This window comes from Streptomyces kunmingensis, assembly GCF_039533535.1.
GTDB classification, from domain to species: Bacteria; Actinomycetota; Actinomycetes; order Streptomycetales; family Streptomycetaceae; genus Streptomyces; species Streptomyces kunmingensis.
In genome coordinates, this window is record NZ_BAAATS010000027.1 from 19,809 (window position 1) to 35,186 (window position 15,378).

Annotated in this window: 14 protein-coding genes; 5 read left to right on the forward strand and 9 right to left on the reverse strand. The window is 69.2% G+C overall.

The genetic code is table 11. From position 1 onward, the window contains the following. Nucleotides 1–33: 33 nt before the first annotated feature. Complete coding sequence (locus tag ABD366_RS28460) at nt 34–864, forward strand: chitosanase (protein ID WP_324766987.1); 831 nt, start codon at nt 34–36, stop codon at nt 862–864. 56 nt (nt 865–920) lie between these two features. On the opposite strand, the gene ABD366_RS28465 is transcribed toward ABD366_RS28460, so the two are convergent. The 8 genes from ABD366_RS28465 to ABD366_RS28500 all read right to left on the reverse strand — a co-directional run bounded on the left by ABD366_RS28465 (nt 921) and on the right by ABD366_RS28500 (nt 8,307). Continuing rightward, entirely contained in the window at nt 921–2,387 is a 1,467-nt protein-coding gene (locus ABD366_RS28465; RefSeq protein WP_411293643.1) for a nucleobase:cation symporter-2 family protein, read from the reverse strand. A gap of 244 nt (nt 2,388–2,631) precedes the next feature. Beyond that, nucleotides 2,632–4,044, reverse strand: a complete 1,413-nt coding sequence (locus tag ABD366_RS28470; RefSeq protein WP_324766988.1) for an 8-oxoguanine deaminase — start codon at nt 4,042–4,044, stop codon at nt 2,632–2,634. Nucleotides 4,045–4,093: 49 nt separating this feature from the next. After that, a complete protein-coding gene (locus tag ABD366_RS28475; protein ID WP_324766989.1) occupies nt 4,094–5,512 on the reverse strand; it encodes a nucleobase:cation symporter-2 family protein in 1,419 nt (472 codons plus the stop codon). An 83-nt stretch (nt 5,513–5,595) separates the two neighbouring features. Then, on the reverse strand, nt 5,596–6,543 hold the full coding sequence (gene pucL, locus ABD366_RS28480) for a factor-independent urate hydroxylase (RefSeq protein WP_324766990.1): 948 nt from the start codon (nt 6,541–6,543) through the stop codon (nt 5,596–5,598). A gap of 5 nt (nt 6,544–6,548) precedes the next feature. Then, nucleotides 6,549–6,947: a hydroxyisourate hydrolase gene (uraH, locus tag ABD366_RS28485; RefSeq protein ID WP_324766991.1), complete on the reverse strand. Its 399-nt coding sequence runs from the start codon at nt 6,945–6,947 to the stop codon at nt 6,549–6,551. Continuing rightward, nucleotides 6,947–7,492 (reverse strand): 2-oxo-4-hydroxy-4-carboxy-5-ureidoimidazoline decarboxylase, encoded by a 546-nt coding sequence (uraD, locus tag ABD366_RS28490; RefSeq protein WP_324766992.1) that lies wholly within the window; start codon nt 7,490–7,492, stop codon nt 6,947–6,949. Before uraD ends, uraH begins: the two co-directional genes overlap by 1 nt. A gap of 168 nt (nt 7,493–7,660) precedes the next feature. Then, nucleotides 7,661–8,029: a helix-turn-helix domain-containing protein gene (locus ABD366_RS28495; protein WP_324766993.1), complete on the reverse strand. Its 369-nt coding sequence runs from the start codon at nt 8,027–8,029 to the stop codon at nt 7,661–7,663. Further along, the gene (locus ABD366_RS28500) at nt 8,026–8,307 is read right to left on the reverse strand and encodes a YkoF family thiamine-binding protein (protein WP_324766994.1); all 282 of its coding nucleotides are present in this window, start codon (nt 8,305–8,307) and stop codon (nt 8,026–8,028) included. Before ABD366_RS28500 ends, ABD366_RS28495 begins: the two co-directional genes overlap by 4 nt. A 135-nt stretch (nt 8,308–8,442) precedes the next feature. Here ABD366_RS28500 and ABD366_RS28505 point away from each other — a divergent pair, with 135 nt between their 5' ends. From ABD366_RS28505 to ABD366_RS28515, 3 genes are all read left to right on the forward strand, one after another. After that, the gene (locus ABD366_RS28505) at nt 8,443–9,303 is read left to right on the forward strand and encodes a TIM barrel protein (protein ID WP_324766995.1); all 861 of its coding nucleotides are present in this window, start codon (nt 8,443–8,445) and stop codon (nt 9,301–9,303) included. A 54-nt stretch (nt 9,304–9,357) separates the two neighbouring features. Further along, a complete protein-coding gene (locus ABD366_RS28510) occupies nt 9,358–10,257 on the forward strand; it encodes a 2-hydroxy-3-oxopropionate reductase (protein ID WP_324766996.1) in 900 nt (299 codons plus the stop codon). 203 nt (nt 10,258–10,460) lie between these two features. After that, the gene (locus tag ABD366_RS28515) at nt 10,461–11,924 is read left to right on the forward strand and encodes a catalase (RefSeq protein WP_324766997.1); all 1,464 of its coding nucleotides are present in this window, start codon (nt 10,461–10,463) and stop codon (nt 11,922–11,924) included. Between the two features lie 696 nt (nt 11,925–12,620). Here ABD366_RS28515 and gcl read toward each other — a convergent pair. After that, nucleotides 12,621–14,399, reverse strand: coding sequence for a glyoxylate carboligase (gene gcl / locus ABD366_RS28520; protein WP_324767008.1), 1,779 nt, complete (start codon nt 14,397–14,399; stop codon nt 12,621–12,623). A gap of 273 nt (nt 14,400–14,672) precedes the next feature. Between gcl and ABD366_RS28525 the strand changes: the two genes are divergently transcribed. Beyond that, nucleotides 14,673–15,365, forward strand: a complete 693-nt coding sequence (locus tag ABD366_RS28525) for a hypothetical protein (RefSeq protein ID WP_324767009.1) — start codon at nt 14,673–14,675, stop codon at nt 15,363–15,365. The last annotated feature ends 13 nt before the right edge of the window (nt 15,366–15,378 follow it).

Genomic DNA, 15,378 nt, shown 5'->3' on the forward strand with positions numbered 1-15,378 from the left:
CGACAGAATGACGAACTCCCCTCAGGAGGAACCGTGTTCACCCCCCACAAGCACACCTCCCGTCGCACCCTCCTCACCTTCCTCGGCGCGACCGTCGTGGCTGCGCCCTTGCTGACCACCCAGCTCGCCGGCGCCGCTCCGATAGCGGCGGCCGCGAGCGGCCTCGACGACCCGGCGAAGAAGGAGATCGCCATGAAGCTGGTGTCGAGCGCGGAGAACTCCTCGCTCGACTGGAAGGCCCAGTACAAGTACATCGAGGACATCGGCGACGGCCGCGGCTACACCGCCGGCATCATCGGCTTCTGCTCCGGCACCCACGACATGCTCGACCTGGTCGAGCTCTATACCGAGCGCAAGCCCGGCAACGTCCTCGCGAAGTACCTGCCCGCGCTGCGCGAGGTCGACGGCAGCGACTCGCACGAAGGGCTCGACCCGGACTACCCCCGGGACTGGGCGAAGGCGGCCGAGGACTCCGCCTTCCAGCAGGCGCAGAACGACGAGCGCGACCGCGTCTACTTCAATCCGTCGGTCGGCCAGGGCAAGGCCGACGGCGTCGGCACGCTCGGCCAGTTCACGTACTACGACGCGATCGTGATGCACGGCGACGGCTCCGACCCCACCAGCTTCCGCAGCATCCGCAAGCGTGCGCTGGGCCAGGCGAAGCCACCCGCGCAGGGCGGCGATGAGGTGGCGTGGCTGCACGCCTTCCTCGACGCGCGGGTGTGGGCCATGCGGCAGGAGGAGGCGCACAGCGACACCAGCCGCGTCGACACGGCGCAGCGCGTCTTCCTGGACAAGGGCAACCTGAACCTGGACCCGCCGCTGGACTGGAAGGTCTACGGGGACAGCTTCCACATCGGGTGACAACTCCCGCCCCATGATGGCCCGTTCGGAGTCTCCGACTCCGAACGGGCCCGGCGTCAGTGCACCCCGGCCGCGGACGCCCCCGTCCGCTGTTCGACGATGGCCCCGCCCGACTCCATCGGCGCGGTGACCTCGTCCGCGTCGCCGCGCCGGCCGATGTGGTTGAAGACGAGGTTGAGCAGCACGGCCGCGACGCAGCCCGTGGAGATGCCCGAGTCCAGGATGATCTTCGCGGTGTCCGGGAACGCGTGGTAGAACTCCGGCGCCGCGATGGGGATCAGGCCGACGGCGAGCGAGACCGCGACGATGAGGACGTTGTTGTCCTTCTCCAGGTTCGCCTTGACCAGGGTCTGGATGCCGCTGGCCGCGACCGAGCCGAACAGGACGACGCCCGCGCCGCCGAGCACCGGGCGCGGCACGACCGCGATCAGCGAGGCCGCGACCGGGCACAGCCCCATCAGCACCAGGAACGCGCCGCCGGTCGCCACCACGTAGCGGCTGCGGATCTTCGTCATCGCCACCAGGCCGATGTTCTGGGCGAACGCGCTGCACATGAAGCCGTTGAAGAGCGGGCTGACGGCCGTGCCGAGGGTGTCGGCGCGCAGGCCCGCCGCGATGGTCTTCTCGTCGGCCGGCCGGTCGACGATCTCGCCGAGCGCGAGCATGTCGGCGGTCGACTCCGTCATCGACACCACCATCACCACGCACAGCGACACGATGGCCGCTCCCGCGAACTGCGGCGCGCCGAAGTGGAACGGGGTCGGGAAGCCGATGATGTCCGCGTCGCCGACGGGCGAGAAGTCCGTGACGCCGAACGGGATCGCGACGACCGTGCCGATGACCAGGCCGAGGAGGACCGCGATCTGTTTGACGAACCCGGTCGTGAACCGGCGCAGCAGCAGGACGATCACGAGGGTGATCCCGGCCAGGGCCAGGTTCTTCATCGAACCGTAGTCGGCGGCCTTGGTGTCGGGGCCCTGCGCCCAGCCGAACGCGACCGGCATCAGGGAGATGCCGATGAGCGTGATGACCGTGCCGGTGACGACCGGCGGGAAGAAACGTATCGCCTTGGAGAAGAAGGGCGCCGCGATGAATCCCAGCACACCCGCGACGATCACCGCCCCGAAGATGATCGGCAGTGCGTCGTCCTTGTCCTTCGTCGAGTCGACGACGGCGAGCATCGGGGCGACGCCCGCGAACGTCACCCCGTTCACGAAGGGCAGCCGGGCGCCGATCTTCCAGATGCCGAGCGTCTGGAGGAACGTGGCGAGACCGGCCGTGAACAGACAGGCCCCGGTGAGAAAGGTGAGTTCCTTCGCCGAGAGGCCTATGTAGGCGCCGACTATCAGCGGGGGCGCGACGACACCCGCGTACATCGCCGCCACGTGCTGCAAGCCCGTCGTCGCCATCTTCAGGGCGGGCAGCGTCTCGTCTACCGGATGTTTGGTATGCCCCGCGTCCGGCTCTGCGTCCTGGTGCGCGGGGGTGGTGCCTTGCTTGGTGAACCTGGGCTTCGACGCCACTGAGGCTCCTCCGGTTGTTTTCCAGTACCGGCGGATTACCGGCACTTTTCGCTTCTGGGAGGTGGTGCAAGGTCGTGCAGGGTCGTGCTCGGTGTTCGGTTGTCATGCGCCCAGGTACCGCTGACCGCCCCAGGAACGTGAAGCTTCGGGCCACGTTCCGGGGCGGCACCCGAGCAGCCCGCTCGGCTGCTCGGGTCCGGCCGGGGACCGTCCTCCCCGGCCGGAGTTTCGGGGTGTGGTGCGGTTACGCCTGCGCCGCGATCCGCGCGAGGCGCTGGGCCTCGTCGCGCGTGGAGCGGGCGATGGCGTCCTCGTCGACGTGCAGGAGGCGGCTGTCCTCCACCACCGGTGCGCCGTTGACGAGGGAGAGGGTGACCGGGGCGGCCGCGCCGAAGACGAGCGCGGTCACCGGGTCGGCGATGGACGAGTGGGCCAGGGTGTCCAGCTTCCACAGGACCAGGTCGGCGAGCTTCCCGGCTTCGAGCGAGCCGATCTGGCTTGCGCGGCCGAGGACCTGGGCGCCTCCGTACGTGCCCAGGCGCAGCGCCTGACGGGCATTCAGAGCGGCTTCGCGGTGGGCGCCGAGGCGGTTGATGAGGAGGGCGTTGCGCAGTTCGGTGTGGAGTTCACCGGACTCGTTCGAGGCGGTGCCGTCGACGCCCAGGCCGACCGGGACGCCGGCCGCGAGCATGTCGGGGACGCGGGCGATTCCCGCTGCGAGGCGGGCATTGGACGACGGGCAGTGCGCCACACCCGTCTTCGTGCGGCCGAAGGCGGCGATGTCGGAGTCGTTCATGTGGACGCTGTGCGCCATCCACACGTCCTCACCGAGCCAGCCCGTCGACTCGAAGTAGTCGGTCGGGCCCATGCCGAACAGCTCGTGGCAGAACTTCTCCTCCTCGACCGTCTCGCTGCCGTGGGTGTGCAGCCGCACACCGAGGCGGCGGGCCAACTCGGCGCCCTGCTTGAGGAGTTCGGTCGATACGGAGAACGGCGAACAGGGGGCGACCGCCACCTGCGTCATCGCGTCGAAGGAGGAGTCGTGGTGCTTCTTGACCGTCTCCTCGGTCGCGGCGAGCGCGCCCTCCAGGGTCTCGACGGCGAAGTCCGGCGGCAGGCCGCCGTCCTTCTCGCTGCGGTCCATGGAGCCGCGGGCCAGGGTGAAGCGCACGCCCATCTCGGAGGCGGCGCGGATGATCGACCCGGAGAGGTCGCCCGAGCCCTGCGGGAACACGTAGTGATGGTCCATGGCGGTGGTGACGCCGCCGCGGACCATCATCGCGAGGGAGCCCTGCGCCGCCGCGTACGTCATCTGCTCGTCGATGCGCGCCCAGGTCGGGTAGAGCGTCTTCAGCCAGTTGAACAGGTTGTGGTCCGTGGCGAGGCCGCGGGTGATCCACTGGTAGAAGTGGTGGTGGGTGTTGACCAGGCCGGGCGTGGCGAGGTGGCCGGTGCCGTCGATGCGGCGGACCACGTTCTCCAGGCCCTCCGGGGCTTCGCCCGCCCCGATGGACTCGATCCTGTTGCCCGCCACGACGATGTGGCCCGAGGCGTACTCGGTGTCCTGGGCGTCGACCGTCGCGATGGCGACGTTCTCGATGACGATGCGGTCGGTGACGATGCGGTCGGTAATGCTGTCTGCCGTAGAAGCTGCCATGGTGCTTCCTTCATTCATGAGTGGCGATTGCTGTGGGCACGGCAGGACCCTAGGTGGATTTGAGTGCCGCGGCGGCGCTGGCGCTGCCGCGGGTGCCGAGATGGTGGAAGAAGAGGTTCAGCGATACGGCGACGAGCGCGCCGGCGCTGATGCCCGAGCCGAGCACGGTCTGCGCCCAGGCCGGGAAGTCGGCGTAGAAGGTGGGCGCGGCGAGCGGGATGATGCCCGCGCCGAGCGAGACGGCCACCAGGATGATGTTGGAGCTGTCGTCGAGGCCCGCCTCGGAGAGCGTGCGGATGCCGCTGACGGCGATGGAGCCGAAGAGGACGATGCCCGCGCCGCCGAGGACCGGCATGGGGACCAGGGAGACGACCGCGCCGAGCATCGGGAAGATGCCGAGGATCAGCAGGGCGCCGCCCGCCACCGCGACGACGTAGCGGCTGCGTACCTTGGTCAGGGAGACGACGCCGACGTTCTGGGCGAACGCTGAGGTCGGGAAGCCGCCGAAGATCGGGCCTACGAAGGTGGCGATGCCGTCGGTGCGCAGGCCGCGGGTGATGGTGCGGCCCGAGGTCTCGCGCTCGCAGATCTCGCCGATGGCGAGCATGCCGGCCGAGGACTCGGTCATCAGGACGAGCATGACGAGGCAGAGCGAGACGATCGCGGCGGGCTGGAACTCCGGCGCGCCGAAGGCGAACGGTGTCGGGAGGGCGGCGACCGGTGCGGAGCCCAGCGCCTCGAAGTCCGCCATGCCGAACGGGATCGCGGCCAGCGTGCCGATCAACAGGCCGAAGAGGAGAGCGACTTGCTTGACGAAGCCCTTGCCGAAGCGCTGGATCAGCAGGATGACGACGAGCGTGAAGCCGGCGAGGGCGAGGAAGCGCATGTCGCCGTAGTCGGCGGCGGTCGCGTCGCCGCCCTGGGCCCAGCCGACGGGTACGGGCATCAGCGTCACCCCGATGAGGGTGATGACGACGCCGGTGACGAGCGGCGGGAAGAAGCGCAGAAGTCTGCCGAAGAACGGGCCGATCGCGAGGCAGAAGACACCCGCGACCATCACCGCCCCGTATATCGCGGGGAGTTGGTCGCCCTTGGCGTTGGTTTCGGCGATCGCGAGCATCGGTGCGATACCGGCCGAGGAGGCGGCGTTGACGAAGGGCAGCCGGTTGCCGACGAAGCCCTTGACGCCGAGGGTCTGGAGCAGGGTGGCGATGCCCGCGATGAGCAGGGACGCGGCGATCAGCCGGGTCCGGCCCGCGGTGTCGAGGCCGACGGCCTGCCCGATGATGAGCGGAGGGGTGACGACGCCCGCGTACATGGCGGCGATGTGCTGGAGAGCGGCGGGGACGAGCCGCGAGACGTGGAGCTTCTCGTCCACCGGATGCACCGTGTCGGCGCTGTCCGGCGGGGTGGAGATTTCAGAACACGGGCCCTCGGCTTCCGCCGGCCCCTTTGCTGGCACTGCCATTGCGATGTTCCCTCCGGTGCGGCGCACCCCCGCCGACCGGGGTGGACGGGGGTGCGCTGACGCGTCCGAGTACGCCTGAGGCGTCAGAGGTTGGTCATGTCGACCGGGATGCGCTGCTCGGCGCCGTCCCGCAGGATGGTGGCCTCGATCAGGCCGTAGGGGCGGTCGGCGGCGAGGTACACGGCGCCGTCCTTCGCCTCGTTCTCCAGGCCGAAGGACGACAGGTCCTGGCGGAAGTGGTGCTTGTTCGGCGCGGAGAAGCGGATCTCGTCGATCTCGCTGCGGTTGTTGATGACGCGCGAACCCATCTGGTACAGCGTCTGCTGGAGCGAGAGCGAGTACGTCTCGACGAAGGCCTGGAGGATGTGCTTCTTGGCCTGGGCGTAGGACTTCTCCCACTGCGGCATGCGCTGCTCGTCGCTGGTCCAGTTGTGCCGCCACCAGGTGGACAGCGACGTCGCGAGAATGCGGTCGTAGTCCTCCTTGAGCGTCGTGTACTTGTCCTTGATGTAGCCCCAGAACTCGGAGTTCGTGGAGTTCATCACGGTCAAGTCCTTGAGCCCGGACAGGACTTCGAACTTCGCTCCCCCGTCACCTTCGGCGGAGTACGTGATCTGCGCGAGACGCGTCTCCTGGCCCTTGCGGACGAAGGAGTGCTGGACCTCGTCGGCACCGATGAAGTTCGAGCCCGCGTCGGAGCCGGCTATGCGCTCCCAGGCGTACTCCTCGATGCGGATGCGCGCCCGGTGGATGGACGGCTGGCTGTCGACGAAGTGCCGGGCGAGGTGGATCCCGTACTGCTCCGCCGAGTCGATGCCGTGTTCCTTGGCGAAGGCGAAGCAGGTGTTCTTCGTGGTGTCGGTCGGCAGGCAGTTGGCGTTCGAGCCGTTGTAGTGGACGTCGTCGAGGTCACCGCTGAGCGCGACCGAGACGTTCAGGTCCTTGATGTGGTGGGTGTCGCCGTCCCGCGTGATCTTGACTACGCGGTTCTCTGCTTTGCCGTACTGGTTCTGGCCGAGAATCGTGGGCATGTCTGCTAGCTCCCTCGGTAAACGGAGTAGCCGAACGGGTTGAGCAGCAGCGGCACGTGGTAGTGCTCGCCCGGCGTGACGGCGAACGTGATCGCCACCTCCGGGAAGAACGCTCCGGTCGTGCCGCTGTCCCGATTCGCGGGGGCGTCCTGCTGCGCATCGGCTTGCTTCTTGTCGAAATACGCTTCCGTCTCGAAGTCGAGACGGACGTGGGTGGTTCCCTCCGGCAGCGCCGGCAGGTCCTTGCAGCGCCCGTCCGCGTCGGTGGCCGAACCGCCGAGCGCCACCCAGGCGGCGCCCGAACCGGCGCGCGCCGCAAGGGAGATGGCGACGCCCCCGGCGGGGCGTCCGATGCTGGTGTCCAGGATGTGCGTGGACACCGAGGCGGTGGTCGCGGTTCTCATCAGGCGTTGTCCCCTTGTTCTGCGAGGCTTTGTGCTTCGAGGCCGCGTTCTACGAGGCCGGCGAGGCGGATGCGGTTGATCTTGCCCAGTTCGGTGCGGACGATCTCCCGCTCCTGCTCGGGCGTGTTGCCGATACGCGTCTTGAGCGCGCCGAGCATCTGCTCCGCGCTCGCCCCGGTGGCGCAGATGAGGAAGACGTGCCCGAACCGGTCCTGGTAGGCCAGGTTCCGTTCGAGCATCTCCGCCTTGAGCTCCTCGGAGGCTCCCGCCATGCCGCGCTGTTCGCGCGACGAGGTCGGGTCGCCGGGCTTCGGGCGGCCGATCGGCGGGTGCCCCGCCATCGCCTCGGCGAGATCCTCCTCGGTCAGTTCGGCCATCGCGGCGTCACTGGCCTGGAAGAGGGACTCCGCGGTGGCGAAGGGGCGCTGGGCGACGAGCTTGCTCCCCCACGCCGATGAAGCACACACCTCGTGGAGCTCGGCCTGGGCCGTGCTCTCGTCCGAGGCGTTGAACCGGGCGAGCCCCGGTGTCGTTCCTGAAGTCACGGGGTGCCTCCGTGGCCTTGTGCTGGACGGGCTGCGGATAGCTAACGCCCTCGGAAACACCGCGTCAACACTTTGTTGAAAACTTGGAGTTACAAAAACCGCCGTCCGGTATCCGGACGGCGGTTCGGTGATCGGGCCATCACTGCAGGTCAGGCGGGTCGGGTCGGTTCAGGTGGCCTTCTCGCGATTGAGGTAGTTGTACACAGTGAATCGCGAGACCCCCAGCGCACCGGCCACGGTCTCGACTCCGTGCCGTACGGAGAACGCGCCCCGCGCCTCCAGGAGCCGGACGGCCTCCTGCTTCTCCTTGCGGTCGAGCTCGGCGAGGGGTTTGCCCGCCTTGCGCTCCATGGCCACCAGCAGATGATCGAGGGAGTCGGCCAGCTGGGGCAAGCGCACGGCGATGACCTCCGCGCCCTCCCAGCTCAGCACGATGTCGTCCTTCTCCGCCTCGCTCGGCGGCAGCATCTCGGCCCCCATGGCGTCGACGAGCGGCTTGACCGCCCGGACGAAGGGCTCGTCCCCGAGACCGGTCACTTATCGCCCTCCCCAGCCGCCCCATCGACCACGCTGTCCGCGTTCACCACGTTGACCTGGAGCGAGACCCTGGTGGCGCCCGCTTCGAGAGCCTGGCGCAGCATGGCGTCGACCGCGGTGAGCACCTGGCCGGCCTCCCCCTCCGCGGTGTTGCCGAACGGCCCGACATCGACCGCGTCCAGGTCCGCCCCCTGGAGGACGTCACGGGCGACGACCGCATGCGGCGGCGCCTCGTCGAGGTCGAAGGGCTCGGTCGTGAACTCCACTCTCAATCGCACGGGCCCAACCTAATGCCGTTCGGCGTTTTTCCGGCAGCCCCTCTTGACAGCCCGCCGGGACCGCAGGCAATCTTCCGTTAAGCAGAAACGAACTTCCGCAATACGGAACTACATACGGAAGGGAGCGCCGCCCTCGTGCCAGGTTTCGGGACAAGCACCGCCGCAGACCAGCGCTTCAACGTCAACCTGTCGATCCTCTTCACGGAACTCCCGCTCCTGGAGCGCCCCGCGGCCGCCGCCGCGGCGGGCTTCACCGCGGTCGAGCTGTGGTGGCCCTGGGTCGACGCCCCCGTCCCCGAGCAGTCCGAGCTCGACGCCCTGCGGGACGCGCTCAAGGACGCCGGGACCCAGCTCACCGGCCTGAACTTCTACGCGGGACAGCTGCCCGGCCCCGACCGCGGCGCCCTGTCGATCCCCGGCGAGGAGAGCGAGAAGTTCCGCGCGAACATCGACGTCGCCGCCGACTTCGCCGCCTCGCTCGGCTGCAAGGCGCTCAACGCGCTGTACGGCAACCGCGTCGAGGGCGTGGACCCGGCCGCCCAGGACGAACTCGCCCTGGAGAACCTGGTCCTGGCGGCCCGCGCGGCCGACCGGATCGGCGCCGTACTGCTGATCGAGGCGCTGAACGCGCCGGAGTCGCCGGCCTGCCCGATCGTCAGCGCCCCCAAGGCCATCGAGATCGTCGACAAGGTGAACGCGGCGACCGGCCTCGGCAACGCCAAGTTCCTCATGGACCTGTACCACCTGTCCATGAACGGCGAGGACCTGCCGGCCGTGATCGACGCCTACGCCGACAAGACGGCCCATGTGCAGATCGCCGACAACCCGGGCCGCGGCGCGCCGGGCACCGGTTCGCTGCCGCTGGCCGAGCTGCTCGGCCGGCTCAAGAAGGCCGGCTACGAGGGCTACGTGGGCCTGGAGTACAAGCCGGGTGACGCCCCGAGCGCCGAGTCCTTCGGCTGGTTGCCGCACGAGGCCCGCGCCGCGCGCGACTGAAGCGCGCCACCTCATCGACGCATCACGCCTTCCTCAGCTTTTGGAGTCACCCTCATGAGCAACACCAACCTTCCCAAGGTCGCGTGGATCGGTCTCGGCATCATGGGCTCCCCCATGGCGGAGAACCTGATCAAGGCCGGTTACGACGTCACGGGCTTCACCCTGGAGCAGGACAAGCTGGACCGCCTGGCCGCGGCCGGCGGCACGGCCGTCAAGTCGATCGCCGACGCGGTCAAGGACGCCGACGTCGTCGTCACCATGGTCCCCGCCTCCCCGCAGGTCGAGGCGATCGCCTACGGCGCCGACGGCATCCTGGAGAACGCGAAGTCGGGCGCACTGCTCGTCGACATGTCGTCGATCACGCCGCAGACCTCGGTCGACCTGGCAAAGGCCGCCAAGGACAAGGGAGTTCGCGTCCTGGACGCCCCCGTCTCCGGTGGCGAGGCCGGCGCCGTCGAGGCCGTCCTGTCCATCATGGTCGGCGGTGAGCAGGCCGACTTCGACGAGGCGAAGCCGCTGCTCGAGGCGCTCGGCAAGACCATCGTGCTGTGCGGTCCGCACGGCTCGGGGCAGACCGTGAAGGCCGCCAACCAGCTGATCGTCGCCGTCAACATCCAGGCGTGCGCCGAGGCCGTGGTCTTCCTGGAGAAGTCCGGCGTGGACCTGAAGGCCGCGCTCGACGTCCTCAACGGCGGCCTGGCCGGCTCGACCGTGCTGACGCGGAAGAAGGACAACTTCCTCGACCGGGACTTCAAGCCCGGCTTCCGCATCGACCTGCACCACAAGGACATGGGCATCGTCACCGACGCCGCCCGCAACGTCGGCGCGGCCCTGCCCGTCGGCGCCGTGGTCGCCCAGCTGGTCGCCTCGCTGCGCGCCCAGGGCGACGGCGGCCTCGACCACTCCGCGCTGCTGCGCTCGGTCGAGCGCCTCTCGGGCGAGCAGGTCGCGTAACACCCCCAGACTTCCGGGCCGTGGCGGCGCTGACACCTGTCCTGTCGCGCCCAGGCGCCGCCGCGGTCCGGAACCGTTCTTTTGCAACAAAAAGTTGAACCACGTACGCCCATAACTTCAACAAACTGTTGACGCAGCAGTTCAGGGATGTTTACGCTCCCCGGCATCGTCAGCAGCCACTGCACGGAAGGTCGCCTCGAATAATGCCGAAGCGTGTGCTCACGACCGAGTCCGGCGCCCCAGTCGCCGACAACCAGAACTCCGCCACCGCAGGCGTCGGCGGCCCGATCCTGCTCCAGGACCAGCACCTCCTGGAGAAGCTCGCCCGTTTCAACCGTGAGCGCATCCCGGAGCGCGTCGTGCACGCCCGCGGCTCCGGCGCGTACGGCTACTTCGAGGTGACCGACGACGTCACCGGCTTCACCCACGCCGACTTCCTGAACACCGTCGGCAAGCGCACCGAGCTGTTCGCGCGCTTCTCGACCGTGGCCGACAACCTCGGTGGCGCGGACGCCGTGCGTGACCCGCGCGGTTTCGCCGTGAAGTTCTACACCGAAGAGGGCAACTACGACCTCGTCGGCAACAACACCCCGGTGTTCTTCATCAAGGACCCGCTGAAGTTCCCCGACTTCATCCACTCGCAGAAGCGCGACCCGTTCACGGGCAAGCAGGAGCCGGAGAACGTCTGGGACTTCTGGGCGCACTCTCCCGAGGTCACGCACCAGGTGACCTGGCTGATGGGTGACCGCGGTATCCCGGCCTCGTACCGGCACATGAACGGCTTCGGCTCGCACACCTACCAGTGGACGAACGAGGCGGGCGAGGCCTTCTTCGTGAAGTACCACTTCAAGACCAACCAGGGCATCCGCTGCCTCTCCGCCGAGCAGGGCGCGGAGCTCGCCGGCAAGGACCCCAACTCCCACCAGACGGACCTGCTCCAGGCCATCGAGCGCGGCGTGAACCCGTCCTGGACGCTGTACGTGCAGATCATGCCGGCGGCCGAGGCGGCGGAGTACCGCTTCAACCCGTTCGACCTCACCAAGGTGTGGCCGCACGCGGACTACCCGCTCCAGCGCGTGGGCCGCATGGTCCTCGACCGCAACCCGGACAACGTGTTCGCGGAGGTGGAGCAGGCCGCCTTCTCCCCGAACAACTTCGTTCCCGGCATCGGCCCCTCCCCCGACAAGATGCTCCAGGGCCGCCTGTTCGCCTACGCGGACGCGCACCGCTACCGCCTGGGCGTCAACCACACGCAGCTCGCGGTGAACGCGCCCAAGGGTGTCGTCGGCGGCGCGGACAACTACGGCCGCGACGGTCTCATGGCCACCAACGCCTACGGCCGCGCCCGCAAGAACTACGAGCCGAACTCCTACGACGGGCCCGCCGAGACCGGCCGCCCGCTCGCCGCGCCGCTCGCGGTCACCGGGTACACGGGGACGCACGAGACCCCGGCCCACACCAAGGACGACGACTTCTTCCAGGCGGGTGAGCTGTACCGCCTGATGTCGCAGGACGAGCGGGAGCGCCTCGTCGCCAACATCGCCGGCGGCCTCTCCCAGGTCTCCCGCGACGACATCGTGGAGAAGAACCTCGCCCACTTCCACGCCGCCGACCCGGACTACGGCAAGCGCGTCGAGGAAGCGGTCCGCGCCCTCCGCGAGGACTAGCCCCTCCTATCAACCCCCAGACCGCGTACAGGACCTGATGGGGGATCAGGCCTAGACGCACAAGCCCGCACCACCTGCGCGACCCGGATGAGGGGTGGCCGCGCGGGAGGCGCGGGAGGACGAGGATCGCGGTGGCCGGTGCGAGCCAGTGCGGTGGTGAAGGTCCCCGGACCCCCCTTTCGACCTGAGGAAGGGCGGCCCGGCGGACTGTCGCCCGGCCACCGCGATCCCAGCCACTCCCCTCCGGGGGACACCGGGTTCCGTCCGGCGGCACGTATGCATGTCTCGCCAGTCGCGCGCCGTCGGACGGCCAGCAGTTGCTTTGCACCAGCCTGAGCCCCGGGTACGAATCCGTACCCGGGGTTTCGGCGTGTCCGCCTACTGAGGTGGGGGCCTTCGCTGTGCATGGCGGCCGCGGGTCCGTCGTGGCTGGTCGCGCAGTTCCCCGCGCCCCTGAAATGCGCACTCCGTGCGCCATCTCCCCTAGGGGGCTGCGGCGAAGCCGCATGCTCCGGGGGCGCGGGGAACTGCGCGACCAGCCACGACGGGCGGACGGCCGGCGACACCACGGCAACCCGGCAGACGTGAACCGATACGAAGCGACGCAGACCCGCACCCCGCCGCACACACCACAAAAAGGGGGCGGGCCCACCCGGTGTGCAACCGGATGGGCCCGCCCCTACGGATGGCGCCGGGTCAGACCTTCAACGGCCGGATCGACGTGGGCGCGTGGCCCGGTTCCGTCGCGAGTTCCTCGAATTCCTTGACCGCGCTGATGTCGGCCGTCGGGCTCATCGAGATGTTCGTGATGCGCTCCAGGATCGCCTCGACGACGACCGGGACCTGGTGGTCCTGGGCGAGCTTCTTGGCGCGCTCCAGGGCCTCGCCCAGCTCGCTGGGGTCGGTGACGCGGATCGCCTTGCAGCCCAGGCCCTCGGCGACCTTGACGTGGTCGACGCCGTAGACGCCGAGTTCGGGGCTGTTCTGGTTCTCGAATTCCAGGTTGACCTGGAAGTTGATGTCCAGGCCGATCTGGGCCTGGCGGATCAGGCCCAGGTAGGCGTTGTTGACGAGGACGTGGACGTACGGGATGCGGTGCTGCGCGCCGACCGCCAGCTCCTCGATCATGAACTGGAAGTCGTAGTCGCCGGACAGGGCCACGACCTGCGTGTCCGGGTCGGCCTTCGCGACGCCGAGCGCGGCCGGGATCGTCCAGCCGAGCGGGCCCGCCTGGCCGCAGTTGATCCAGTGGCGCGGCTTGTAGACGTGCAGCATCTGGGCGCCGGCGATCTGGGAGAGCCCGATCGTGGTGACGTAGCGCGTGTCCTTGCCGAACGCCTTGTTCATCTCCTCGTAGACGCGCTGCGGCTTCATGGGGATGTCGTCGAAGTGCGTACGGCGCAGGAGGGTCTCCTTGCGCTCCAGGTGCGAGGCGACCCACGCGGAGCGGTCGGGGAGCTTGCCCGCGGCCTTGAGTTCCTTCGCGACCTCGACGAACAGTTCGAGCGCGGCCTTGGCGTCCGACGTGATGCCGTAGTCCGGGGCGAAGATCTTGCCGATCTGGGTCGGCTCGATGTCGACGTGCACGAACGTGCGGCCCTGCGTGTAGACGTCGAGCTTGTAGCCGGTGTGCCGGTTGGCCCAGCGGTTGCCGAGGCCGAGGACGAAGTCCGACTCCAGGAACGTCGCGTTGCCGTAGCGGTGGCCCGTCTGCTGACCGACCATGCCCGCGTTCAGCTCGTGGTCGTCGGGGATCGTGCCCCAGCCCATCAGCGTAGGCACGACAGGGGTGTTGGTGATCTCGGCGAACTCGACGAGCAGGTCGCTCGCGTCCGCGTTGATGATGCCGCCGCCCGCGACGATCAGCGGCCGCTCGGACTCCAGGAGGAGGCCGATCGCCTTCTCGATCTGGGCGCGGGTCGCGGCCGGCTTGTAGACCGGCAGCGGCTCGTACGTCTCCGGGTCGAACTCGATCTCCGTCTGCTGCACGTCGATCGGCAGGTCGATGAGGACCGGCCCCGGCCGCCCGGAGCGCATCAGGTGGAACGCCTGCTGGAACACGCCGGGGACCTGCGCGGCCTCCAGGACGGTCACGGCCATCTTGGCGACCGACTTGGCGATCGTGGCGATGTCGACGGCCTGGAAGTCCTCCTTGTGCAGCAGGTGGCTCGGAGCCTGCCCGGTGATGCACAGGATCGGGATCGAGTCGCCGATCGCGGAGTACAGGCCGGTGATCATGTCGGTGCCGGCCGGGCCCGACGTGCCGATGCAGACACCGATGTTGCCCGGGTTCGCCCGGGTGTAGCCCTCGGCCATGTGCGAGGCGCCCTCGACGTGGCGGGCGAGCGTGTGGTCGATGCCACCGCTCTCCTTGAGCTCCTTGTAGAAGGGGTTGATGGCGGCACCGGGCACGCCGAACGCGTTGCTGACGCCTTCGCGCTTGAGGATCTCAACGGCCGCGCGGGCGGCGGTCATTCGAGCCATGAGGTGCTCCCGACTTCTGCTGTGGCTGAGTACGTCTGTCTCCGGCCCACGTCCGTGGCCGGGTCTGTGGCGCACATCTGTGTCCGGCTGTCGGATTCGCGCTCCCGTCGCGCCCCGCGGCGAGCCCTGAAGTCCGTACTTCCATAATGCGGAAACTATGTTCTGCTATATGGAAGCAATGTAGAGGGGGGTCTCGGAGGCCGTCAAGGTGGATGATGAGACAGACGTCGAAGCGGAACCCGCGGAGCCCGAGGGGGGTGCGCCATCGCCGAGCCAGTGCGCGTACGGTGTCCGGCCTGTCTGCGCGAGCACGTCTACACACCCGCGGTCCTGCCCTGCGCGTGCGGCGCCCCCGTCGCTCCCCCGCTGCTGCGCGGCGTCGAGGCCGAGCCGGTCAGTGACCGCACCTGGGCCGAGGACTGGGTCACCCTGCGCTGCCCCATGTGCGGCCGCCGCGACCGCTGGCCGCGCCCGGAGCTGGGCTGCGACTGCGGCACCCTGCTGCGTGTCCCGGTCCAGAGCGATCAGGCTCCCGCGCCCTCCCACATTCCGCTGCCCCGGACGGCGCCCGCGCCGCGGCCCGCGTTCCAGCCCGTCGCCATCCGCACCGCGCGCGACGCGGTGACCGCCGCCGCGCTCTATCTGCGCTGGCTCGGCTACCGGGACGTGCGCCGCGCCGACCAGCGCCCGGTGTCCGGCATCGGCCTCGCGGCGCAGGGTGTCGTCGCCCAGATCGAGCCGTCGGTCCGGCCCGCGACCGTCCGCGATGTGGAGTGCCTGTGGCTCCAGTCCATGACGGAGTCGGCGGCCTCCGTCTTCTTCTCCCTCGCCGGGTACGCGGACGCGGCCCGCACCCGCGCGGACGAACTGGGCGTGCCCCTGTTCGTCCTCGACCTGGCCGGCGTGCCGCAGCCGGTGAACAGCCCCGCCGACGAACTGATAGCGAGCGGCGCCTGACCCGCCGCCTCCG